This is a genomic window from Actinoplanes sp. NPDC023936 (assembly GCF_040639325.1).
Taxonomy (GTDB): domain Bacteria; phylum Actinomycetota; class Actinomycetes; order Mycobacteriales; family Micromonosporaceae; genus Actinoplanes.
The window spans coordinates 52,927-76,293 of sequence record NZ_JBEZZR010000043.1 but is presented as its reverse complement, the minus strand read 5'-3'; the positions used below and the strand labels follow the sequence as shown (position 1 = coordinate 76,293).

Annotated in this window: 18 protein-coding genes; 14 read left to right on the top strand and 4 right to left on the bottom strand. The window is 70.5% G+C overall.

Features of this window, described 5'->3' with window-relative positions; translation table 11 throughout:
- Positions 1–353 precede the first annotated feature (353 nt).
- A complete protein-coding gene (locus AB0F72_RS36055; protein ID WP_360441452.1) occupies positions 354–1,100 on the top strand; it encodes an isochorismatase family cysteine hydrolase in 747 nt (248 codons plus the stop codon).
- Here the strand turns inward: AB0F72_RS36055 and AB0F72_RS36050 are convergent.
- The gene (locus AB0F72_RS36050) at positions 1,087–1,698 is read right to left on the bottom strand and encodes an acyltransferase (RefSeq protein WP_360441449.1); all 612 of its coding nucleotides are present in this window, start codon (positions 1,696–1,698) and stop codon (positions 1,087–1,089) included. The two genes, AB0F72_RS36055 and AB0F72_RS36050, sit on opposite strands and share 14 nt — an antisense overlap.
- 247 nt (positions 1,699–1,945) lie before the next feature.
- Between AB0F72_RS36050 and AB0F72_RS36045 the strand changes: the two genes are divergently transcribed.
- From AB0F72_RS36045 to AB0F72_RS35985, 13 genes are all read left to right on the top strand, one after another.
- Positions 1,946–3,145, top strand: a complete 1,200-nt coding sequence (locus tag AB0F72_RS36045) for a nucleotide sugar dehydrogenase (RefSeq protein WP_360441446.1) — start codon at positions 1,946–1,948, stop codon at positions 3,143–3,145.
- Positions 3,142–3,930: a glycosyltransferase family 2 protein gene (locus AB0F72_RS36040; protein ID WP_360441443.1), complete on the top strand. Its 789-nt coding sequence runs from the start codon at positions 3,142–3,144 to the stop codon at positions 3,928–3,930. Before AB0F72_RS36045 ends, AB0F72_RS36040 begins: the two co-directional genes overlap by 4 nt.
- A 75-nt stretch (positions 3,931–4,005) precedes the next feature.
- Positions 4,006–5,031: an NAD-dependent epimerase/dehydratase family protein gene (locus AB0F72_RS36035; protein WP_360441440.1), complete on the top strand. Its 1,026-nt coding sequence runs from the start codon at positions 4,006–4,008 to the stop codon at positions 5,029–5,031.
- The gene (locus AB0F72_RS36030) at positions 4,995–6,317 is read left to right on the top strand and encodes a hypothetical protein (RefSeq protein ID WP_360441437.1); all 1,323 of its coding nucleotides are present in this window, start codon (positions 4,995–4,997) and stop codon (positions 6,315–6,317) included. The genes AB0F72_RS36035 and AB0F72_RS36030 overlap by 37 nt, the downstream gene beginning before the upstream one ends.
- Entirely contained in the window at positions 6,314–7,408 is a 1,095-nt protein-coding gene (locus tag AB0F72_RS36025) for a glycosyltransferase (RefSeq protein WP_360441434.1), read from the top strand. Before AB0F72_RS36030 ends, AB0F72_RS36025 begins: the two co-directional genes overlap by 4 nt.
- A gap of 55 nt (positions 7,409–7,463) precedes the next feature.
- Positions 7,464–8,534 carry a Gfo/Idh/MocA family oxidoreductase gene (locus AB0F72_RS36020; protein ID WP_360441431.1) on the top strand — a complete coding sequence of 357 codons (1,071 nt, stop codon included), beginning with the start codon at positions 7,464–7,466 and terminating at the stop codon, positions 8,532–8,534.
- Positions 8,531–9,496 carry an NAD-dependent epimerase/dehydratase family protein gene (locus AB0F72_RS36015; protein ID WP_360441428.1) on the top strand — a complete coding sequence of 322 codons (966 nt, stop codon included), beginning with the start codon at positions 8,531–8,533 and terminating at the stop codon, positions 9,494–9,496. Before AB0F72_RS36020 ends, AB0F72_RS36015 begins: the two co-directional genes overlap by 4 nt.
- Positions 9,493–10,641: a DegT/DnrJ/EryC1/StrS family aminotransferase gene (locus AB0F72_RS36010; RefSeq protein ID WP_360441425.1), complete on the top strand. Its 1,149-nt coding sequence runs from the start codon at positions 9,493–9,495 to the stop codon at positions 10,639–10,641. Before AB0F72_RS36015 ends, AB0F72_RS36010 begins: the two co-directional genes overlap by 4 nt.
- Positions 10,638–11,651: a hypothetical protein gene (locus tag AB0F72_RS36005; protein ID WP_360441422.1), complete on the top strand. Its 1,014-nt coding sequence runs from the start codon at positions 10,638–10,640 to the stop codon at positions 11,649–11,651. The genes AB0F72_RS36010 and AB0F72_RS36005 overlap by 4 nt, the downstream gene beginning before the upstream one ends.
- Positions 11,638–12,630, top strand: a complete 993-nt coding sequence (locus AB0F72_RS36000) for a formyltransferase family protein (RefSeq protein WP_360441419.1) — start codon at positions 11,638–11,640, stop codon at positions 12,628–12,630. The genes AB0F72_RS36005 and AB0F72_RS36000 overlap by 14 nt, the downstream gene beginning before the upstream one ends.
- Positions 12,627–13,748 carry a DegT/DnrJ/EryC1/StrS family aminotransferase gene (locus AB0F72_RS35995; protein WP_360441416.1) on the top strand — a complete coding sequence of 374 codons (1,122 nt, stop codon included), beginning with the start codon at positions 12,627–12,629 and terminating at the stop codon, positions 13,746–13,748. Before AB0F72_RS36000 ends, AB0F72_RS35995 begins: the two co-directional genes overlap by 4 nt.
- Before the next feature lie 113 nt (positions 13,749–13,861).
- Positions 13,862–15,121 carry an MFS transporter gene (locus AB0F72_RS35990; protein WP_360441413.1) on the top strand — a complete coding sequence of 420 codons (1,260 nt, stop codon included), beginning with the start codon at positions 13,862–13,864 and terminating at the stop codon, positions 15,119–15,121.
- A complete protein-coding gene (locus tag AB0F72_RS35985) occupies positions 15,118–16,146 on the top strand; it encodes a hypothetical protein (RefSeq protein WP_360441411.1) in 1,029 nt (342 codons plus the stop codon). The genes AB0F72_RS35990 and AB0F72_RS35985 overlap by 4 nt, the downstream gene beginning before the upstream one ends.
- A gap of 699 nt (positions 16,147–16,845) precedes the next feature.
- On the opposite strand, the gene AB0F72_RS35980 is transcribed toward AB0F72_RS35985, so the two are convergent.
- The 3 genes from AB0F72_RS35980 to AB0F72_RS35970 form a co-directional block, all read right to left on the bottom strand.
- Positions 16,846–18,345 carry a lipopolysaccharide biosynthesis protein gene (locus AB0F72_RS35980; RefSeq protein ID WP_360441408.1) on the bottom strand — a complete coding sequence of 500 codons (1,500 nt, stop codon included), beginning with the start codon at positions 18,343–18,345 and terminating at the stop codon, positions 16,846–16,848.
- Entirely contained in the window at positions 18,342–19,547 is a 1,206-nt protein-coding gene (locus AB0F72_RS35975; protein ID WP_360441405.1) for a glycosyltransferase family 4 protein, read from the bottom strand. The genes AB0F72_RS35980 and AB0F72_RS35975 overlap by 4 nt, the downstream gene beginning before the upstream one ends.
- Positions 19,548–19,621: 74 nt before the next feature.
- Positions 19,622–23,332 carry a DUF4082 domain-containing protein gene (locus AB0F72_RS35970; protein WP_360441402.1) on the bottom strand — a complete coding sequence of 1,237 codons (3,711 nt, stop codon included), beginning with the start codon at positions 23,330–23,332 and terminating at the stop codon, positions 19,622–19,624.
- Positions 23,333–23,367 lie beyond the last annotated feature (35 nt).

Sequence of the window (23,367 nt, the reverse complement as noted above, 5' to 3'; positions counted from 1 at the left end):
CCGCGTCCCGCGGCACCGCCGTGACAAGGACCCCGACCGATACCTGATCCGCTGTGACATCCACACCCGACACGGCGGCCATCACACCAGAACCACCCGGCCACACCCACCACCGACACCCGAAGCCATCAAGATCAACTTAAGCTAAGTGGCATTGCACGAGTCCGAGCCGTAGCCCACGCAGGTCATCCGGGCCGGGATCATGCGTGAGCTACGGCTCGTCCTCTGGGAGCCCGCGCCGGCAGGGATGAGGGCACACCGCAGCGGTGTCCTGGCATGGGTGAGAGCTCACAACGACGACCCGTGTGCCCTCACCCACGCTGACCCGCCAGGCGGGATCTAGCCTCGGGAGGGTGAACTACCTCGCACCCCGCTGGGGCTCGTCCGCACTGATCGTCATTGACATGCAGGCCGATTTCGCGGAAGGTGGCGCCACCCCGATCCCCGGCACGGCCGCCGTGACGCCACGGGTCGCCCAGCTGGCTGACGCCTACCGGCGAGCGGGCCGCCCGATCGTGCACATCGTGCGCCTATACCCGCCCGGTTCGTCCGATGTGGACCTGCTCCGCCGGGCGGCGGTCGAGGGCGGCGCCCAAATGGTGGCGCCCGGCACACCCGGCTCGGCGATCCTGGCCGGGCTGGCCGGCCCCGATCCGCTGCCGATCGACGCCGCCACACTGCTGGCCGGCCACCCGCAACCGGTCGGACCCGGCAGGATCGGCCCAGGCACGACCGAACCCGGCAGGACCGGCCCCGACACGACCAAACCCCGCACGACCGGCCCCGGCACGACCGGCCCCGGCACGACCGAACCCGGCACGATCGGATCGGACGAGATCGCCCTGTTCAAGCCGCGCTGGGGTGCGTTCTACCGCACGCCGCTGGAGTCCTGGCTGCGTGATCGTGACGTGGACACCGTGGTGGTGGCCGGGTGCAATCTGCCGAATTGTCCCCGCGCCACCCTCTTCGAGGCGAGCGAGCGCGATTTCCGGACCGTCCTGGCCACCGACGCGGTGTCGCAGGCCACCCCGGAGCGACTGGCCGACCTGGCCGGGATCGGGGTGACGCTGCTGACCACGGCGGAGATCACCGCTCGGTGAGCACTCCGCCGGCTTCGACGTACTCGGCGCCGGTCTCCGGGCACACCCAGACGCCGTCGCTCTGAGCGGTCAGCGGGCGCCCGGCTCGGCCGACCCAGCCGATCCGCTTCGCCGGCACGCCCACGACCAGGGCGAAGTCCGGAACGTCCGTGACGACGACCGCGCCCGCGGCGACGAGCGCCCAGCGGCCGACTGTCACCGGCGCGACGCAGACCGCGCGGGCGCCGATCGCCGCGCCCTCGCCGATCGTCACACCGACGGCGTGCCAGTCGTCACCGGTCTTGAGGCGGCCGTCCGGGGTCACCGCGCGCGGGTACTCGTCGTTGGTCAGCACGGCGGCGGGCCCGATGAAGACGCCGTCGGCGAGGCGGGCCGGCTCGTAGACCAGGGCGTGGTTCTGCAGCTTGACGTTGTCGCCGATGATGACGCCGGGTCCGACGTACGCCCCGCGGCCGATGTTGCAGTCGCTCCCCAGGGTGGCGTCCTCGCGGATCTGGGCGAGATGCCAGATCCGGGTGCCGGTTCCGATGCTGGCCCGGTCGTCGACGTCAGCGGTCGGCGCGACTGTCACACCGTCGCGCGCAGGGGTGTCGGTCATGAGGCGTCAGGCTAATGGCGGCGGCGGTCCGGCGGAACCCGGAATCGGCCGAAACGGTGACCCTTCGAGCGGACCGGCTATTGGTGGCTGACCCCTCGTTTCAACCCGTTGTTCGGAACTCGACAAACGCATCCCTGGGGCACCACGGTGCTCTATAGCATCGAGCCCGTTCCGGGCCTCGGATCAAAACTTCGCGGATCTGCGGCAGCCACCGAGGCCGGTCCGTCGTTGGGGGGGAAGCACGCCAGTGGGCGCAAACCAATTCACACGTGACGTCGTCATCATCGGCGGCTGCGGTCGGGTGGGCCTGCCGTTGGGCATCGCGCTCGCCTCGCGCGGCCAGACCGTGACGCTGTACGACATCAACGAGTCGGCCGTGTCCACAGTGAACGACGCTCGGATGCCCTTCGCCGAGGAGGGCGCCGACGCGCTGCTCACCGAGGTGGTGGCTGCTGGTAGGCTCAGCGCCACGACCGATCCGGCCAGCGTCAGCACCGCGGAGAACCTCATCGTGGTGGTCGGCACGCCGGTCGACGAGCACCTGAACCCCGACCTCGGTGTGGTGCCACGCGCGCTCGAGCGCTGCGCCGAGCACCTCATCCCCGGGCAGCTGGTGATCCTTCGCAGCACCGTTTACCCGGGTGTCACCGCGCTGACCGAGAAAATGCTTCGTAATCGCGGCATCGAGGTCGACCTGGCTTTCTGTCCCGAGCGCATCGCCGAGGGCAAGGCGCTCACCGAACTGTTCGAGCTCCCGCAGATCGTCGCGGCTCGCACTCCCGAGGTGAGCGAGCGCGCCGAGAAGCTTTTCCGGAACCTGACCGAACAGATCGTCCCGGTCTCCCCCGAAGAGGCGGAACTCGCAAAACTGTTCACCAATACGTGGCGTTACATCAAGTTCGCCACCGCCAATCAGTTCTGGATGATGGCGAACGACTACGGCGTCGACTACAGCCGGATCCGGCACGCGATCACGTACGACTACCCGCGCGCCGCCGACGTGCCGATGCCCGGGTTCGCGGCCGGCCCGTGCCTGCTCAAGGACACGATGCAGCTGGCGGCGTTCAACCAGAACAACTTCGTGCTCGGCCACGCGGCGATGCTGATCAACGAGGGCCTGCCGAACTATCTGGTGTCGCGGGTCGAGGACCGCTTCGATCTGAGCGAGCTGACCGTGGGTGTTCTCGGCATGGCGTTCAAGGCCGGCAGCGACGACTCGCGGGAGAGCCTGGCGTACAAGCTGCGCAAGATCCTGACCCTCAAGGCGAAGACGGTCCTCTGCACCGACCCGCACATCGCCGACGACCGGTTCGTGCCGCTCGACGAGGTTCTGGAGAAGGCGGACGTGCTGATCATCGCGGCGCCACACGCGGAGTACACCGCGCTCGACACCGAGCTTCCCCTGATCGACATGTGGGGGCTCACTCGGCGGGGTGTGCTCGTATGACACAACCTCGGATCTCCGTGGTGATCCCGGTCTACAACGAGGGCGAGGCCATCGTCCCGCACATGGAGCGGCTGCTCCGTGACGTGCTGCTCCCGGCCGAGATCCTCCTGGTGCACGACACCCCCGACGACACCACGGTGCCGTACGCGGAGAAGCTGGCCATGACCGATTCCCGGATCCGTCCGGTGCTCAACACGTACGGGCGGGGTCCGGCCAACGCCATCCGGTTCGGCATCGACGCGGCGCTCGCGCCGGTCACTGTCGTCACGATGGCCGACGGCTGCGACGACCCCCGGCAGATCGACACCCTCGCGATGCTGGTCGAGCGGGGCGTGGTGGTCGCCGCGGCGTCCCGGTACATGCCGAGCGGCCAGCAGGTCGGCGGCCCGCGCCTGAAGCGGTTGCTGTCCCGGTGGGCCGGGCGCAGTCTCTACATCATGACGAGGGTCGGCACCCAGGACGCCACGAACAGCTTCAAGGCGTACAACACGGACTTCGTGCGCCAGGTCGGCATCGAGTCGCGGGTCGGCTTCGAGATCGGCCTCGAGCTCACCGCGAAGGCGTGCCGGGCCCGCCTTCCGGTCGCGGAGATCCCGACCATCTGGCTCGACCGCCAACTCGGTGAGTCACACTTCGACATCGGCCGGTTCCTCCCCAGTTACCTGCGCTGGTATAGGTTCGCGTACGGCCGCCGGCTCACTCTGGAACAGCTCGGCGCACGCCGCAAACGCGTCGAGGCCGCTGAGCTGCCCGCTCGTCCGGTCGCCGTGAAAACCAACAGCTAGCCGTGAAAACCGACAGCTAGCCGCGAAAGCCACCAGCCAGCAGCGGAAACCGACAGCAAAAAGATAGGGGAAATCGTGTCCAAAGTTCTGATCACCGGCTCCGCCGGATTCATCGGTGGGTATGTCGTGGAGGAACTTCTGTCTCGGGGCCACGAGGTCGTGGGGCTGGACAACTTCTCCAAGTACGGGCCGGTCTCGCACTCCTACGACGACCACCCCAACTACCACTTCACCGAGGGCGACGCCCGCGACGTCGACCTGGTCACCCGCCTCGCGTCGGACTGCGACCACTTCATCGCCGGCGCGGCGATGATCGGCGGCATCTCGTACTTCCACGCGTACGCCTACGACCTGCTCGCCACCAACGAGCGGATCATGGCGGCGTCGTGCGACGCGGCGATCAAGGCGCACCGTGACGGCCGCCTGCAGAAGATGACCTACCTGTCGTCGTCGATGGTCTTCGAGTCCACCGACCGCTGGCCGTCCAAGGAGGGCGACGAGCGGCTCGTCCCGCCGCCGCTGTCGTCGTACGGCTTCCAGAAGCTGGCCGTGGAGTACTACGCCAAGGCCGCCTGGGACCAGTACAAGCTGCCCTACACGATCGTCCGCCCGTTCAACTGCGTGGGCGTCGGCGAGGGCCGGGCGCTGGGCGAGGCCGAGGTGCTCTCCGGCAACGTCAAGCTGGCCATGTCGCACGTCGTGCCGGACCTGGTGCAGAAGGTGCTCAAGGGCCAGGACCCGCTGCACATCCTCGGCGACGGCAGCCAGGTGCGCCACTACACCTACGGCGGTGACCTGGCGCGCGGCATCGTCGTGGCGATGGAGCACGAGGCCGCCCGCAACGAGGACTTCAACATCTCCACCGCCGAGTCGACCACGGTGAAGGACCTGGCCGAGGTGATCTGGCGCAAGATCAAGGGTGCGGACGTCCCGCTGCGCCTGATCTCCGACGACCCCTTCGAGTACGACGTGCAGAAGCGGGTCCCGGACGTCACGAAGGCGAAGCAGGTTCTCGGCTTCGAGGCGACCACCTCCCTGGACGACATGCTCGACGAGGTGATTCCGTGGGTGACCAAGGCGGTCGCCGAGGGCCGGCTCTGACCCTCACCGCCCCGGAGACCTACGCGAAGGCGGCGCGCACCCTGTTCGTGGCGCCGCCGGCCGGGCGAGTCACCGGCCGGGGCGTCGTGGCGGCAGTCGTCGCGGTGCTGGCCGCTGTCGCCGTCGGGCTGCTCCGGCAGCCCGGCCCCGGCGCTCTCGACACGGTCTGGGCGGAGGACGGCAGCGTCTTCTACTCCCAGGCGGTCACCGAGGGCCCGTGGGCAGCGCTCACCACGTCGTACGCCGGCTACTTCCACGTCGTACCCCGTCTGCTGGCCGCGCTCGCCGCGGCCGTCCCGCCGGAGGCCGCCGCCGTCGTGCTGGCGGGATCGGCGGCCCTGTGCACAGCGCTGCTGGCCCTGCTGGTCTTCGTGGCCAGCGCCGCCCACCTGCCGTCCCTGCTGTCCCGGGTGCTCGTCTCGGCCGTCGTGGTCGTGGTGCCGGTCGCTCAGGACGAGGTGCTCAACTCGATCGCCAATTTCCATTGGTACGGGCTGTACGCGCTCTTCTGGGTCTTCCTGTGGAGTCCGCGCGGACGGGCCGGGAAGGTCGTCGCGGTGGCCACCGTGCTGCTCGTGGCGACGAGCGACATCCTGGTGCTGGCCTACGTGCCGCTCGCGCTGTTCCGGGTGATCGGCCGGGACCGGCTCGGCCGGATGCTAGCCGGAGCCCTCGCGCTCGGGCTGGCCGTGCAACTGGCCGGCCTGTTCGCCGGGTCCAGCTCCCGTGAGCTGGCGCCGGACCCGGTGACCGCGGTCGCCGGCTTCCTGCTGCGCGCGGTGCCCGCCCCGCTGGTGGGTCAGCGCTGGCTCGGCGACGACCTGAACGCGCGATGGGTGCTGCTGGCCGGGTTCGCCTGGCTGGTGGTGGTCGCGGCGCTGGTGGTCGCGGCGCGCCGGGTGACCCGCCCGCTGTGGCTGCTGGCCGCCGTGGCGGCGCTGCACAGCGCCGCGCTCTACCTGCTGCCGGTGCTGCTCTCCGGGGTGGCCGCGCCGCGGTACGCGGTGGCGCCGGCGATGCTCGTGGTCGTGGCGCTCGTCGCCCTGCTGCAACCCGTGCCCGGCGGCACACCGGTTCCGCTCTACGCGCTCACCGGCCTGCTCACGGTGATCGCGCTGGTGAACCTGCGGATCGACAACCCGCGTGCGGACGGCCCGGCGTGGAGCGCCGAGCTGGACCGGGCGCAGGCCGCCTGCGCCGCCGACGGCCGGCAGGCCGCGCTGGCCGTGGCACCCCGGACGAATCCACCATGGACGGTAACGATGCGTTGCGAGGACGTCGAATGAGTCGAATCACCGGCCTGGCGAACCGATCCCTCGAGGCATACCGGCTGCGCAACGAGATGCGCCGCCGCCAGCCCCCGCAGCTGCGCTTCGTCGAGCGCGGCGCCGGTGAGCCGACCATCTACTACCTGGCGCCCGACCTGGACGCGGCGGTCGGCGGCATCCGGGTCATCTACCGGCACGTCGACGCGCTCAACGCGCTCGGCCTGCGGGCCCGGGTGCTGCACGGCACGGCCGGCTTCCGCTCCACCTGGTTCGAGCACACCACCCCGGTGGTCTACACGCCGGACGTCGAGCTGACCGGCGCCGACGTGCTCGTGGTCCCGGAGTGGTACGGACCGACCCTGGACCGGCTGCCCGCCTGGGTCCCGATGGTCATCTTCAACCAGCGGGCGTACGACACGTGGGACTTCGTGCCCTACGAGTCGACGGCGAAGGGCAGCCCGTACGCGGGCTTCGGCAATCTCAAGGCGCTGCTGACCGTGTCCCAGGACAACGCCGACCTGCTGGAGTACGCGTTCCCGGACGTTCCGGTGCACCGGGTCCGCAACGTGATCGACGCGGACCTGTTCCACCCCGGCACGCGCACCCCGTCGCGGCGGATCAGCTTCACCACCACCCGCCGGGAACGCGAGCGTGAGCAGCTGCTGCACATCCTGCGCTCGCGCGGCGTGCTGGACGGCTGGGACGTGGTGCCGATCGTGAACCGCAGCGAGGCCGAGGTCGCCGAGATCATGCGGGACAGCGCGATCTTCCTGAGCTTCAGCGACCGGGAGGGCTTCGGCCTGCCTCCCGCGGAGGCGATGGCGTGCGGCAGCTACGTCGTGGGCTACCCGGGCCTGGCCGGCCGGGAGTTCTTCGACCCGGCGTACTGCGCGCCGGTCACCGAGAACGACCTGCTCGCCTTCGCCCGGGCCGTCGAGACGGCCTGCGCCGCCTACGACGACGAACCGCTGGCCTTCAGCAAGGCGGGCAAGGTCGCGTCGGAGCGGGTGCTGTCGGAGTACGCACCGGAACGGCTCGACGGCGACCTCCTCGCCTTCTTCGAGCCGCTCACGAACCGCCGCGGAATCCGGCGATATCCACGAACGTGATGACAACCACCGACAAGAAGCCGCCGCCCCGGCTTCCCGAACGAAACGGACGTCCGTGACTTCTCCGCAGCCCGCGACCGACCCGATCGGGGTCGCCGTCGTCGGGGCCGGTTACTGGGGCCCCAACCTCGTCCGCAACTTCCAGTCCTCACCGGCCTTCCGGCTGCGCTGGCTCTGCGACCTCGACGTCGCACGCGCCCAGCGGGTCCTCGGCGGGTACTCGACCGTCAAGACCACGGCCAGCCTCGACGAGGTCCTCGCCGACCCCGAGGTGCAGGCCGTCGCGATCGCCACCCCGGCCGGCACCCACCTGCCGGTCGCGATGGCCGCGCTGCGCGCCGGCAAGCACGTCCTGGTCGAGAAGCCGCTCGCGGCCACGTACGAGGAGGGCGTCCAGCTGGTCGAGGAAGCCGACCGCCGGGGCCTCACCCTGATGTGCGACCACACCTACTGCTACCAGCCGGCGGTGCTGCGCATCCGCGAGCTGATGCACGGCGGCGAGCTCGGCGAGCTGCTCTTCCTGGACTCGGTACGGATCAACCTGGGCCTGGTGCAGCGCGACATCGACGTGGTCTGGGACCTCGCCCCGCACGACCTGTCGATCCTCGACTTCGTGCTGCCGCCGGGGGTGCGCCCGATCGCTGTCGCGGCGCACGGCGCGGACGGCATCGGCGCGGGCCGGGCCTGCGTCGCCTATCTCACGCTGGAGCTCAGCAACGGCGCTATCGCGCACATCCACGTGAACTGGCTCTCCCCCGTCAAGATCCGTACCGCGATCATCGGCGGCTCGAAGAAGACCCTGGTGTGGGACGATCTCAACCCGAGCCAGCGGATCTCGATCTACGACAAGGGCGTGGACGTGACCGCCGCCGACGAACTCGGCGACGAGGAGCGTCACGACCTGCGCATCTCCTACCGCTCGGGCGACATGGTCGCTCCGGCGCTGATCGAGCGCGAGGCGCTGCGCACGATGGTGGACGAGTACGCGCGGGCCATCACCACTGGCACGCCCGCACTGACCGACGGCCGGTCCGGCCTGCGGGTGCTGGAAGTCCTTCAGGCGGCTTCGCGGAGCCTCGCCGAAGGCGGAACAATGATCAAGCTCGACGAAGGGCGCATGGCGTGACTGGGGTACAGATCGAGGGCGCGCGCGCTCTCGTCACCGGCGGAGCGGGCACGATCGGCTCGCACGTCGTCGACGAACTGATCCGCGGCGGCGCCGCCGAGATCGTCGTGCTCGACAACTTCGTGCGCGGCCGCCGGGACAACCTGGCCTGGGCGCTGGAGAACGGCTCGGTCAAGCTGGTCGAGGGCGACATCCGCGACCAGAAGCTGGTCCGCGACCTGACCAAGGGCCAGGATCTGGTCTTCCACCTGGCCGCGATCCGCATCACGCAGTGCGCGGAGGAGCCGCGGCTCGCCAACGAGGTGCTCGTCGACGGCACGTTCAACGTGATCGAGGCGGCCGCCGAGGAGGGCGTCAAGAAGCTGGTCGCCTCGTCGTCGGCGTCGGTCTACGGCCTGGCCGAGGAGTTCCCGACCACCGAGCGCCACCACCCGTACAACAACGACACGTTCTACGGCGCGGCGAAGGCGTTCAACGAGGCCACCCTGCGCAGCTTCCACGCCATGAAGGGCCTGGACTACGTCGCCCTGCGCTACTTCAACGTGTACGGCCCGCGGATGGACATCCACGGCCTCTACACCGAGGTGCTGATCCGCTGGATGGAACGGATCAGCTCGGGCACCCCGCCGCTGATCCTCGGCGACGGCCTGCAGACCATGGACTTCGTGCACGTGGCCGACATCGCCCGCGCCAACATCCTGGCCGCCCGCGCCGACGTCACCGACGAGGTCTTCAACATCGCCAGCGCCCAGGAGACCAGCCTCAAGGAGCTGGCCCAGGCGCTCAGCGACGTGATGAAGTCGGACCTCGCGCCGGAGCACGGCCCGGCCCGCGCGGTCAACGGCGTCACCCGCCGCCTCGCCGACATCAGCGCCGCCGAGCAGAAGCTGGGCTGGCGTCCCGAGCTCACCCTGACCGAGGGCCTGCAGGGGCTCGTCGACTGGTGGCGGGCGTCCAAGTGAGCGAGACCCAGCGCAAGATCCCGGTCATGATCCCGATGCTCGGGGAGGAGGAGGCGCAGGCCGCCGCGGACGCCGTCCGCTCCGGCTGGGTCGCGCAGGGCCCGCGCGTCGCCCGCTTCGAGACCGAGTTCGCGGCCACCGTCGGCGCCGGCCACGGTGTCGCGGTCAGCTCCTGCACCACCGGCCTGCACCTGGCCCTGGTGCTGCACGGCGTCGGCCCCGGCGACGAGGTGATCGTCCCGTCGTTCTCGTTCATCGCGACCGCCAACGCGGTCCGCTACGTCGGCGCCACGCCGATCTTCGCGGATGTCGAGCTGACCACCGGCAACGTCACTGTGGACACGATCGACGCGGTGCGCTCCGAGCGGACCCGCGCGATCATCGCGGTGCACCAGGGCGGCGTCCCGTTCGACACGGCGGCGCTGCGCAAGGCAGCGGCCGGCTGGGGGGTCACCCTGGTCGAGGACGCCGCCTGCGCGGCCGGATCGATGGCGTACGGGGAACCGGCCGGCACCGGAGCAGCAGTGGCCGCCTGGTCCTTCCACCCGCGCAAGCTGCTCACCACCGGTGAGGGCGGCATGGTGACGGTGGACGACGCCGACGCGGCGGTGCGTCTGCGCCGCCTGCGCGAGCACGGCATGAACGTCTCCGCCGCCGACCGGCACAAGAGCTCGCAGCCGGTGCTGGAGGCGTACCTGGAGACCGCCTACAACTACCGGATGACCGACATCCAGGCCGCCGTCGGGCTCGTGCAGCTCGGCCGGCTCGGCGGTCTGGTCGCGCAGCGCCGGGCGCTCGCCGCCCGCTACCAGGAGCTGCTCGCCGACATCGACGGCCTGGTGCCGGTCCGCGACCCGGCCTACGGGCAGACCAACTACCAGTCGTTCTGGGTGCTGCTGGACGGCTTCGGAGTCGACCGTGACGAGGTCCTCTCGGCGCTCGCCGCCAAGGGCGTCTCGGCCCGCCGCGGCATCATGGCGGCCCACCTCGAACCGGCCTACGCGGACGTCACCCCGCCGCCGCTGCCGGTGACCGAGCGGCTGACCAGGAACTCGCTGATCCTGCCGCTGCACCACCAGCTCACCGAGGACGACCAGGACCACATCGTCGGCATCCTGCGCGACCTCGCGGGTGGCAAGGCATGACGGCCGTGGTGCCCGGGCTCAGCGGTGACCGGCTGCTGCGGCTGATGCGCCGCTCGGTGACCGAGACCCGGCTGGACCTCACCGGCCGGGTGGTGCTGACCGAGGCCGCGACCGGGCCGTACGCTGTCACCCCGGTCCTCGCGGCGCTCGCCGGCGCCGAGGTCGTGGCGCTCACCCGGGGCACCCGGTACGGCAGCGTCGAGGACGTGACCGCGCAGGTCATGGCACTCGCCGAGGCCGCCGGGGTGGCTGGGCGGATCACCGTGACCACGGAGCGGCGTCCCGAGGACATCGCCCGGGCCGACGTGATCACGAACAGCGGTCACGTGCGCCCGATCGACGAGGCGATGGTCGCACTCATGAAGCCCTCTGCCGTCGTACCCCTGATGTTCGAAGCCTGGGAGGCAGAGGCCGGACGGTCCGATCTGGACATCCCGGCGCTGCGCAAGCGTGGCATCGAGGTGGCCGGCACGAACGAGCGGCACCCGGACGTGGACGTCTTCTCCTACCTCGGGCTGATGGCCGTGAAGCTGCTGCTCGACGCGGGGGTGCCGGCCTACCGGAGCCGGATCGCGCTCCTCTGCGACAACCCGTTCAGCGATTTCGTGGTGCGCGGGCTGACCGGGGCGGGCGCCCTGGTAACGGCCGCCGACTCGCTCGACGAGCTGCTCACCGCCGAGCAGCCGGAGGCGCTGATCGTCTCGATGCGGCCCACCGGCGCCTCGGTGCTGAGCGCGGCCGAGCTGGACGCGCTCGCCGCGCGCTGGCCGGACACCCTCGTCGCGCAGTACTGGGGTGACCTGGACCGGGACGGGATCGCCGCGCGCGGCCTGCCGGTCTGGCCGGCCACCGCTCCGGGCGCCGGGCACATGGGCGTGCTGCCGTCGGCGGTCGGCCCCGACCCGATCGTCCGGCTCCAGACCGGCGGTCTCAAGGTGGCGGAGGTGCTGCTGCGCCCGGCCGCCGACCGTACCGAAGAGGATCTGGAGTTCGTGGATGAGCTCGTCTGAGCGTCCCCGGATCGTCCTGGTCGGCATCGGCCCGACCACCGCCACCGCGCTCGCCGGCCTGACGGCCGAGTTCACGGTGGCGGCGCTGCTGCGCGCCGGCCAGGACGACACGACCGCTCTCGCCGCCGGCCACGGCGTTCCCGTGGTCGGCGACACCTCGGTCGTCTCGCTGCGCCGGGTGGTGGAGCGGGAGCGGCCGGACGCCGTGGTGGTCTCGTCCTACGACCGGATCCTGCCGGCCGACATGCTGGCCGGCATCCCGTTCGTGAACGTGCACTACGCGCCGCTCCCCCGCTACCGGGGGCGGGCCACGGTGAACTGGGCGCTGATCAACGGGGAGACGGACGCGTACATCGCGATCCACTGCCTGGAACCGGCGCTCGACGCCGGCGGTGTGCTCTACAGCGGCAGCGTGCCGATCGGCGCGCACGACACCGTCTCGACGCTCTACGACCGCCTCAACGAGCTGCAGCGCGGCAACATCGCCGCGGCGGTCCGCCGCCGGCTCTCCGGTGATTCCGGCGAGGAGCAGGACGAGGGTACGGCTACCTACTGCTGCACCCGGCTCCCGGAGGACGGGGAGATCCACTGGTCCGCGCCGACGTCCACGATCGACCGGCTGGTCCGGTCGCTCACGCCGCCGTTCCCGGCCGCCTACACCTATCTCGGCCTGCGCCGCCTGCTCGTGCACCGCGCCGAGCCCCGGCTCGACGCCCCGCGTTACGAGGGCCGGGTGCCGGGACGGCCGGTCGGTCGCTCGTCCGCCGAGGGCTGGGTCGACGTGCTCACCGGCGACGGGGTGCTACGCCTGCACACCGTTGAACTGGACGGGGACGGGCCGGTACCGGCCGCTGACGTGATCCGATCGGTCAAGCAGACGCTCGGCCTGCGTACCCAGGATCTTCTTTCCAAGATCGCCGACCTCGAGGCGCGGCTGGCGACATCCACCACCGATCCGGCAGGAGCCACCTCAGCATGAACAGGATCCCGCTCGTCGACCTGGCCGCCGCCCACGCCGAGGTGGCCGACGAGGTCGAGACCGGCTTCAAGCGCATCATCGCGGAGACCGCGTTCATCGGCGGCCCCGAGGTGGCCGCGTTCGAGAAGGAGTACGCGGCGTTCTCCGGCATCGCGCACTGCATCGGCGTGGCGAACGGCACCGACGCGCTCGAACTGGCGTTCCGCGCGGTCGGTGTGGGCGCCGGCGACGAGGTGATCCTGCCGGCCAACACGTTCATCGCGACGGCCGAGGCGGTGGCTCGCACGGGGGCCACGGTCGTGCTGGTGGACTGCGACGACCGTACCTATCTGATCGATGTCGACGCCGCGCTCGCGGCTGTCACGCCGGCCACCCGCGCGATCGCGCCCGTGCACCTCTACGGCCAGCTCGCCGCGGTGGAGCAGCTGCGGGCCGGCCTGGACCGCCTCGGCCGGACCGACATCGTGATCGTCGAGGACGCCGCGCAGTCGCAGGGCGCCACCCGGCACGGTAGAGGCTCCGGGAGCGGCGGCTCGGGCGTTGACGGCATCGCGGCGACCAGCTTCTACCCGGGCAAGAACCTCGGCGCCTACGGTGACGCCGGGGCCGTGACCACCTCCTCGGAGCAGTGGGCGACCACGGTACGGACCCTGGGCAGCCACGGTGGCCTGCGTAAATACCACCACGACCTGGTCGGGGTGAACAGCCGCCTGGACGGTCTTCAGGCGGTGGTGCTGCGCGCCAAGCTGGCCCGTCTCGCCGACTGGAACGTGCGCCGCCGGGCCGCCGCCGCGCGCTACGCCGAGCTGCTCGCCGACGTCCCGGACGTGGTGCTGCCGGTGACCCTGGACGGCAACGAGCACGTCTGGCACATCTACTGCGTGCGGGTGCCCCGCCGGGACGAGGTGCTGGCGAAGCTGAACGAGGCCGGCATCGGCGCGGCGATCCACTACCCGATCCCGGTGCACAAGACCGGCGCGTTCGCGTCGCTCGGCGGCTCCTTCCGGAACGCGGAGACGGTCGCGCCGGAGATCCTGTCACTGCCGATCTACCCGCAGATCACGCCCGGTCAGCAGGAGCGGGTCGCTGAGTCCTTGAAGGCCGCACTGGTCGGCTGAACGTCCTCCGGTGGCGGTCCGTTCTGCCCGATTGTCTAGCAGTTCGGACCGCGACCGGCGCTCGGCAGCGCCGATAGGGTGGTCCCGGCCGTGTGCGGTGTGCGGCCCGGAAGGTGGACATTTACGTGTACGTGTCGCTGCGTGACCGGCCCGGATCAGACAAGGAACCCGGGAGCGGCACCGTCGTCCGGCGCGTCTCATCGACAGTCGTCCTGCTGGGCATCGTGAGCCTGCTGACCGACGTCTCCTCGGAGATGGTCGCCTCGGTCCTGCCGCTCTACCTCACCGCCGCGGTCGGGCTCAGCACCGTCGCCTACGGCTTCCTGGACGGCATCTACCAGGGCGTCAGCGCGTTCGTGCGGATCGCCGGAGGGTACGCCGGAGACCGCGGTGGCCAGCCCAAGTGGGTCGCCGTCCTGGGGTACGGCGCGTCAGCCGTCAGCCGCATCGCGATGCTGCCGGTGACCGGGTTCGGCGCCATCACCGCGGTGGTGACCGCCGACCGTCTCGGCAAAGGGCTGCGCACCGCGCCGCGGGACGCCCTGATCGCCGAGGCGTCCGACCCGAAGATGCTCGGCCGCGCTTTCGGTGTGCACCGCACGCTCGACACGATCGGCGCCGCGATCGGACCGATCGTCGCGTTCGCCCTGCTCGCCGCCGTGCCGAACAGCTACGACTCGATCTGGGTCGTCTCGTTCGCGGTCGCCATCCTGGGCCTGGCCGTCCTCGTGCTCTTCGTGCCGAACCTGAAGACCACCTCGGGCAAGGCGCGGATCGGGTTCCGCCGGGCGATGCGGGAGATCACCGCCCGGCCGCTGCGCAAACCGCTTGTCGCGGCCGGGGTGCTCGGCCTGCTGACCGTCGGCGACGGCTTCCTCTACCTGGCCCTCCAGGAACGCGACAACTTCGCCGCCACCTATTTCCCGCTGCTCTACGTGGGCACCAACGTCGCGTACCTGCTGCTGGCCGTGCCGTTCGGCCGGCTCGCCGACCGCGTCGGCCGCGCCAAGGTCCTGGTCTTCGGGCACGGCGCGCTGCTGGTGGCCTACCTGCTGGCCGCGCTGCCGGCCGGCGGGATCGGCCTCACCCTCGGCACCCTGCTGCTGCTCGGGGTCTTCTACGCGGCCACCGACGGTGTGCTGCCGGCGCTCGTCAGCCGCCTCGTCCCGGCCGAGGCCCGGGGCAGCGGCATCTCGGCGGCACAGACCGTCGTGGCGCTCGCCCGGTTCGCCTCCTCACTGACGTTCGGCCTGTTCTGGGCCATCCAAGGACCCAGCAAGTCGCTGGTGGTCTTCGGCGCGCTGCTCGCCGTCGCCATCCCGGCGGCCTGGTGGCTGCTCCGCGGCATCGACCGGGCGGGAGCGACAGCGTGACCCTCACCCTCCGACAGCGGATCTCCGTGCTGTGCGCGATCCTGCTCGTCGCCGTGCTCGGCGCCACCGCCTACGTCTGGCAGGTGCGGCAGGACCAGGCGGAACAGCTCGCCAACGCGCCGGTCGTCGCCACCGTCGGCGACGTCGACGGGATCAGCGCACAGAACCACCTGGTGTTCCGCAGCACCGCGCTGGGCGCCGAGTACGGCCGGGTCGCCATGGTCCCGCTCACCGCGCCCGGCGGTCCGCGGGCGTTCACCCCGGCCAGCTGCGACCGGGTCTACGCCACACCGGCTGACGCGCTCTGCCTCTCGGCGGATCGGGGGCTGGTCACCACGTACAAGGCGCAGTTGCTCGACAGTTCCTGGGCGCCGGCCCGGGACCTGCCGCTGACCGGGATACCGAGCCGGGCCCGGCTGTCCAGGGACGGCTCGCTCGCGGCCACCACGACGTTCGTCTTCGGTGACTCCTATGCCAACCCGGGGCAGTTCTCCACGCGTACGATCGTGACCCGTACCGACGGCGAGGTGGTCGGCGACATCGAGAAGTTCACGCTGACCGTCGACGGCAAGACGATCACGGCGGCCGACAAGAACCTCTGGGGTGTCACGTTCGTCGACGACGACAAGTTCTACGCGACGGCGGCGTCCGGCGGGAAGACGTGGCTGGTGTACGGCAGCCTGGCCGCGCAGACCGTGACAGCGCTGCGCGGCGACGTGGAGTGCCCGTCACTGTCACCGGACGGCACCCGGGTCGCCTTCAAGAAACACGGCGATCTGCCGGCCGGCAAGTGGCGGCTCGCGGTGTACGACCTGCGGACCGGCAAGGAGACGCTGCTCGCCGAGACCCGCAGCGTCGACGACCAGGTGGAATGGCTGGACAACGAGACGGCGATCTACGGGTTGGCGCAGGAGACCGAGGGGTCCGCGTCGAGTGACGTGTGGAGGGTGCCGGCGGACGGTTCCGGGAAGCCGGAGCTGCTCATCAAGGACGCCTGGTCCCCGGCGGTCGTCCGGGTCCGGTAGCGCGCCCGGCGCACTGCTCGCGATCCAGGAGGCGCCCTCGCACGTCGATGGAAGCGCACCGAAGCCCGCGGCCGCCGAGACGAGGCCACACCGAAGCGCGCGGCCGCCGAGACGAGGCCACACCGAAGCGCACGCCCGCCAAGACGAGGCCACACCGAAGCGCTGCGTGTGACTACATCCCTGCCCTGGCATGGACAAAAGCGCACACTGACGTTGCGTGTGCCCTGATCCACGCTCCAGGCCAGGATCGTGCGACCTCGTCCCGGCGTTCGCCCCGAACCCGAGGGCGGCCCCGCAGACCCGAGGCTGGCCCCGAACCCGAGGCCGGCCCCATCGCGACGGGCCGAGCCGTAGCTGGTACCGGTAATCGAGGCTTGATCACATGTGTCAGCTACGGCTGGACGGACGGAGCCGTAGCTGAGCCCGGCTAACCACGCTTGATCACATGCCCCAGCTACGGCTCGACGGACCGAGCCGTAGCTGAGCCCGGCTAACCACGCTTGATCACATGCCTCAGCTACGGCTCGGCAGGCTGGACGGCGGACGGGGCGGCCGAGCGGACCGGACGGCTGGCGGCGACTCACCGGGGCAGCCGGCAGGCCGGGCCAGCGGCGGCTCACCGGGGTGCCGGGCAAACCAGAGCCGCCCGGCGAGCCAGAGCCGCCCGGCGAGCCAGAGCCGCCCAGGCAGACCGGCGGGCTACGGGCCTGCCGGGGCGGGGGCGTTCTGCTCGGCCGGCGCGGGGACCGGCGGCTCGCTGCCGATCGCTCGCAGCTCTCGCAGCACGCCCCGCAAACGATAAGCCAGCAGCACCATCACGCCCGCCCCCGCGACCCCGCCAACCGCCAGCGTCAGCAGATCGGGCAGCCCCAGCGCGACCACTCCCACGCAGATCGCGGCGGCCACCAGCGCTCCCACGATCGGCAGCAGCAGCCGGGCGCCCACCTGAGCAGGACGGATGCCGGCCCGGTACAACTCGTACAAATAGAACGGCAACACCACGAACGCCGCGACCGCCACCTGTGCCCCGCTGGCGCCGTTCAGCCCGGCCAGGGTGGCACCGAGATAGGTCGCCGGGATCAGCGCGGCCAGCCACACCACCTGCACGGTGAAGACCGCCCGGCTGTTGCCCAGCACGACGAAGTAGTCGTAGATCAGCTCGAACAGGATCCGCAGCGCGGCCAGCACGGCGAGCCAGACCAGCACGACAGCGGCCGGTTCCCAGATCTCGCCGTAGACCAGGCGGATCATCGGTTCGGCGAGGCCGGCCAGCACCGCGCAGGCCGGCAGCACCACGGCGGCGAGCAGACCGGCCGTCGAGAGGAAGGTGCGCCGCATCGCGGGCGGGTCGTGCTGCAGGCGGGACAGGGCGGCCGGGGCCACCGAGCGCACCGGCGCGGAGAAGACGTTGACCGGCCAGTTGGAGAGATTCGCGGCGAGCACGTAGTAGCCCAGCGAGATCGGGCCGAGCACCGCGCCGATGATCAGGCGGTCCACGTTCTGCACGGCGAAGACGACGATGCTGGATCCGGCGAGGGGCAGACCGAACTTCAAAAGCTTGCGAGCTTGGGTACGGTCGAAGCCGAACCGCAGCCCCCGGGGCGCGAAGATGAAGAACAGCACGGCCCCCGCCGCGGCGCCGGTCATCTGCCCGACGGCGAGGCTCATCGCGCCCATCCCGGTCAGCGCACAGCCGATCGAGACGACGGCGCTGGTCCAGGTCGTGGTCAGGTCGGCGATGGTCTTGCGGTCCTGGCGGAACTCACGCTGCAGCAGCGCCACCGGGGTCGCCACCAGACCGCTGATGATGACGTTGAGGGAGAGCACCCGGACCACCGAGGCGGCGCTCGGATCGCCCATCGCGGACGCGAAGGCGGGCGCGCCGAAGAAGCAGCCGACATAGATCAGCACGCTGGTCAGCACCGAGATGGTGGCGACCGTCGGGGCGATCTCCCGTGGTTCGCCGGGCCACCGGACGATGGCCAGGCTGACGCCGAGCTCGTTGAAGCTGAGCAGGGCCACCAGCGCCACCATCGCGACCGCGAACGTGCCGAACTCGGCGGGTCCGAGCAGCCGGGCCAGCGCGATGCCGATCGCGAGGGTGCTGAGCCGGCCGAGCGCGGTGCTGGCGAGGCTCCAGCCGATCGCGCGACCGGCCTTCGCTCCGAGCGAGGCGTCCTCGGAAATGCCTAGCTTCACTGGTTTCCTCTGCGCAGAGCGGGCGGCAACAGGTCGGCGACGGCCTTGTGCGCCCCGACCCGGGCGGCCGCGCCCCATCGCCGGCGCCGGCCCGCGGCCAGGGCGCGGGTGTAGATCTCGCTGAGCGCGTCGGCGGCGGCTTTGAGGCTGTAGCGCTCCTCGACGGTACGCCGGGACCACTCCCCCAGTCGTTCCCGGCGTGCCGGGTCGGCGGCCAGTTCGGCGATCTGGGCGGCGAGCGGCGCCGGATCGAGGTTGCCGTCGCCGTACCCGAAGTAGCCGTTGGTGATGAAGTAGTCGAAGTCCTCGGGGGTGCACGAGCGGGAGAAGCCCTGGACGCCGAGCACCACGATCGGGGCGCCGAACGACATCGCCCGCAGGGCCGAGCCGCCCATCCCGATCGCGATGTCGGTCGCGGCATACGCGGGACGCGGATCGGTGAGCGAGCCGGTCATCACCACCGCGGCCCGGCCGAGTCTCGCGTTGATCCGATCGGCGCGAGCGGAGAGGTCGGCATAGGACGGTCCGTCGCCGACAACGACCAGCCGGAGCCGGTCGTCGGCGATCAGTGGCAGCGCGTCCATCGCCCGGCCGATGCCCTCGGCTTTCATCTCCGGTTCGAGACGGGAGACGACGCCGATCATCAGGTCGTCGTCGGCGATGCCGTACCGGGTGCGGAAGGCCTGGCTGTCGACGACGTCCGGGTTGTCGCTGTCGGTGTTGACCGGTGGCTCGATCAGGTGCGCGGACATGCCGAACGCGAGGGCCTGGTCGGTCAGTTCCCGGTTGCCCATCACGAGCTCGGGACCACGGGCCAGCCAGCTGGGCACGGCCATGCCGTAGATCGTGGTGACGACCGGGGTGCCGAGTGCCAGGTGCGGGCCGAAGAGCGCGTCCAGGGAGAGCGGGAACTCGTACACATGCAATAGATCGGCGCGATGAGCGCGGGCCGCGGCAGTGAGCGCGCGGGCCACGCCCCAGCGTGCGGGCGCTACCCGGCGTCCGCGTTCGGCCGGGTGGCGGGCGATGGTGACCGGAAGGCCGGCCGAACGGGCCAGGTCGGCGACCGGGCCCGGTGTTCCGTCGTGGATGCCGAACACGGCGACGTCGTGGCCGTGGTCGCGCATGCTGATCGCGAGGTCGAGGGCGTTGAGCTGGCTGCCGCCGAGTTCCAGGTGGTGCAGGCCGACGAGCAGGCGCATCAGCTGATCCTTCCGGTTACAGCGACCGGTGGACGATGGTCAGCGACCGTCGTCCACCGGCCGGGGACGGGTTGTCAGGCGTCAGGCTTGAAGATGACGTCCACCCAATAGTTGTGCGTCGAGGTGTTGCCGGGGAACTGTTGTCCGGTTCCGTACATATAACGGGAGCCGTACATCTCGGCGTGCAGCGGCGCGTTGCTGACGTTCTCGGCCAGCTGGTTCTGGTTGATCGCGTAGAACCCGGTGGTCGTGTGGTAGGAGATCACGTACCAGGTGTTCGGCGTCAGCGTCGCCGGCGAGTCGAAGATCAGGTTCTGCCAGCCGGTCGCCGTCTCGTTGACGAACGTGCCGCTGCGGACCTGCTCGCCGGCGTCCGTCCAGAGTGTTCCGGTGTGGGTGCCGATGTTCTGCGCGCCCTTGTAGAAGCGCACGCCGAGCGCCTTGCCCGCCACGTCGGTCTTGAACCGCACGCCCAGCTCGATTTCCGCGGCGTCGTTCCAGCTGGTGTTCGCCGGTGTCGCGTCGGCGCCGAAGATGGTCAGCGATCCGTCCGGCATCGCGACCGGCTCACCGGTCGGCGTCGGCGTCGGGCTGACCGAAGGGGTCGGGCTGGGCGAGGTCACGGACGGCGACGGCGAAACCGAGGGCGTCGGAGTCGGCTCGGAACCGCCCTCGTTCGCCACGAACAGCGCGTCCACCCAGTAGTTGGAGGCGTTGTAGGAGCCGTCCGGGAACGTGTCACCGCCGTACGCGTACACACCGTTGACGCCGGCCGGCGCGGTGAGCTGGCCGTTGGTGTAGGCGTTCGCGAAGAAGCCGGGCGTGATCGCGTACCGGCCGTTCGGCGCGAAGTAGGACACCACGTACGTCTGGCCGCCCGTCACGTTGACCGGCGTGCTGAACAGCGCGGTCTGCCAGCCGGTCGACGTGCTCGACCCGAACGTCACCTTGCGCAGCTCGGTGCCGCCGGAGTCCCACAGCGTGCCGGTGTGCTGTCCCGAATTGCCCGGTCCCTGGTAGAAGCGGACGCCGATGATCTTGCCGCTGACCGCCGGGATGATCTTGGTACCCAGCGACACCGCGTTGCCGTCGCTGGTCGCCGCGGTCTCCGGGGTCAGGTTGTCCGGGAAGAGCCGGGCCACCGTCGTGGTGTCCACGTCGGTCGTGAACGACCAGGACTTCTCCACGTCGTTGCCCTGCGCGTCCTCGGCGCTCACCGAGGCGGTGTACTCCGTGGCGGACGCCAGCGCGGCGCCGGGCGTGAACGTGACGACCCGGGTCGTGCCGTTGTACGACGTGGCGCCGGTGACCGCGCTGTTGTCGCTCTTCTTCTTCAGCGTGAACGCGATCGACGACGACTCGACGGCCTTGGAGAACGTCGCGGTCGGCTTGACAGTGGCCGCGACACCGGTGGCGCCGGCGCCGGGCGTGTTCGCCACCACCACGGGCGCCGAGCTGCCGTTGTCCACGAACAGCACGTCGACGTAGTAGTTGGTGTTGGCGTACGACCGGTCCGGGAAGCCCTTGCCCTGGCTGAAGACACCGTTGCCGCCGATCGACGACGACCGCGGGGCGACCAGCGGCCCGGAGACGTGGTCGGCGAAGACGAACGCCTGCGCGTCACCGGCGTAGTGGCCGTTCGGCGCGTAGTAGGACGCCACGTACGTCGTTCCGGCCGTGACCGGGACCGCCGTCGCGAAGTTCAGCGTCTGCCAGCCGGTCGCCGTCTCGTCGCCGAAGGTGCCGGTGGCGAGCTCCTCGCCGGAGGAGCTCCACAGCGTGCCGGTGTGCGTGCCGGTGTTGCCCGCGCCCTTGTAGAACCGGACGCCGGAGATGTAGCCGTCGGTCTGCGGGACGACCTTCACGCCCAGCTCGTACGGTGAGCTCTCGTTCCAGACCGGGGTCTTCGGGACGCGGTCGCCGAAGAGCGACACCTTGCCGGTCAGGGTCAGCGTCCGGGTGGCCGGCGAGCCCTGGATGTTGCCGCTGTCGTCGGTCGCGCGGACCTTCAGGGTCTGCGAGCCGAGGCCGGCCGCATAGAACTTGTACGACCAGGTGGTGGTGCCCTCGGCCGGGTGCCAGGTCTCGCCGTTGTCGGTGGAGACCTCGATGCCGGCCACGACGCCGCCCGCGTCGGTGGCGGTGCCGGAGACGGTGACCTGGCTGCCGTTGGTGACAGTGGACGCGGCGGCCGGGCTGGTGATGGTGGCGACCGGCGCGGCGGTGTCGGTGCTGGCCGGGGTGACGGTCATGCCGTCCATGGGCGTGAGCGGGGTCGCGTCCATGTCGGAGAGCAGGTTGATGGTCGCCTGCTGCATGTTCTCGTCGGCGTCGGCCACCTGGCCGTCGTGGAACTCGTCGAGACCCCAGGCCCACTGGATGGTGCCGGCGCCGAAGACCAGCGCGCCGCTGTCGGCGCGGTACATGGTCATGTGGTGCGTCGTGGTGCCCGGCAGGACCACCTTGCCGAAGTCCTGGACGTACTCCGGGGTGTCGGCGGTGGTGGTGGAGAGCCGGAACAGGCCCTTCGGGCGGAAGCCGTTGTCGAGGTCCTCGTCGGACTCGTAGCCGACCGTGTTCGGCGCGAGCGTGGCGACCTGGTCACCGGTGAGGCCGGCGACGTCGGTGTTGCGCCAGAAGCGCAGCTTGCCCTGTGCGGCCGGGACCTTCATCGCGAAACTCGCGTTGTTCGACATGAAGATCGTGCCGGTCAGCGCGTTCTCCGGCTTGCCGCCGTCGGACGGCGGGCTGAACCGCGGGTCGCGCCAGGTGCCGGTCCACTCGTCGGACGGGTCGATCTTGTCGTCGGCCCAGGTCTCCTTGTAGGTGACGAGCGTGCGGTAGGGAGTGCCGTGATCGTCGACGCTCTCCTCCCAGCGGGTCTTCCAGTAGACCTCGTTGCCGCTGAAGAAGGCGAGGTTGACGCCGGCGTCCCGGGCCGCCTCGACGTTCTCCCGCTGGTCCTCCGACCAGTACTCGTCGTGGCCGACGGAGAGGAACGTCTTGTGGTTCTTGATCAGCTCGCCGCGGCGGTCGGAGTCGACGCCCGTGGTGTAGCTGATGTCGTAACCGTTCTGCTCGAGGAACCGGATCATCGGGTACTCGTTGCTGAACAGGTAGTCCCGCGCGGTCACGCCGTCACGGGTGGCGAACGGCCGGTTGTAGCTCAGCTTGTAGGCACGGCCGACGTCGCCGCCGGTGTAGAAGCTCGCGCCACCGTACGTGTTGTAGGCCTGCCACGTGGTGTCGGAGGTCTGGTAGAGCAGGTCGGAGTGGCTCGCGTCGTTGCGCACGATGAACGGGATGTGGCTGCCGTCGTCCGCGCCGGGCCGCTGCAGCCGGGCGAGATAGACGCCGGAGACGGCGTCGGTCGGCACCGTCCAGGAGCCGGACACCTCCCAGGTGCCGCAGTCGAAGATCTCCGTCGACGTGTGGTGCACGCAGGACGGCTGGTTCGGGTGCGGAATCGAGGGAACCGTGTCGATCTCGCGAGCGCCCTTGCCGTCGTACCAGCCGAGGCGGTAGATGGTGATCGAGTAGTTCGTCGACGTCGTCTTGATCTTGAAATCGATCTTCTTGCCGACGTTGACGCTGATGTCGGTCGCGAAGCCCTGGATCTCCGGATCGCCCGCGCCGTCGACCTGCCACTCTCCGCGGGGGGTGCCTTCCTTGCTGTTCTCACAGACGATCGGATTGCTCGACGGGCCGCAGGGCTCCACGGCGGCGTCCGCCGCCACCTGAACGACCAGAGCGCCGGCCGTGGCCAGCAGTACCGTTCCGCTCACAGCGAGCGTGCGGCGCCATTTCCCGCTTAAGCGTC

Excerpts from the sequence above, each read along its gene's own strand:
- AB0F72_RS35975 (WP_360441405.1), bottom strand. The coding sequence starts at position 19,547 with ATGCGCCTGCTCGTCGGCCTGCACCACCTGGAACTCGGCGGCAGCCAG.
- AB0F72_RS36005 (WP_360441422.1), top strand. The coding sequence starts at position 10,638 with ATGACGGCCGTGGTGCCCGGGCTCAGCGGTGACCGGCTGCTGCGGCTG.
- AB0F72_RS35995 (WP_360441416.1), top strand. The coding sequence starts at position 12,627 with ATGAACAGGATCCCGCTCGTCGACCTGGCCGCCGCCCACGCCGAGGTG.
- AB0F72_RS36040 (WP_360441443.1), top strand. The coding sequence starts at position 3,142 with ATGACACAACCTCGGATCTCCGTGGTGATCCCGGTCTACAACGAGGGC.
- AB0F72_RS36025 (WP_360441434.1), top strand. The coding sequence starts at position 6,314 with ATGAGTCGAATCACCGGCCTGGCGAACCGATCCCTCGAGGCATACCGG.
- AB0F72_RS36050 (WP_360441449.1), bottom strand. The coding sequence starts at position 1,698 with ATGACCGACACCCCTGCGCGCGACGGTGTGACAGTCGCGCCGACCGCT.
- AB0F72_RS36000 (WP_360441419.1), top strand. The coding sequence starts at position 11,638 with ATGAGCTCGTCTGAGCGTCCCCGGATCGTCCTGGTCGGCATCGGCCCG.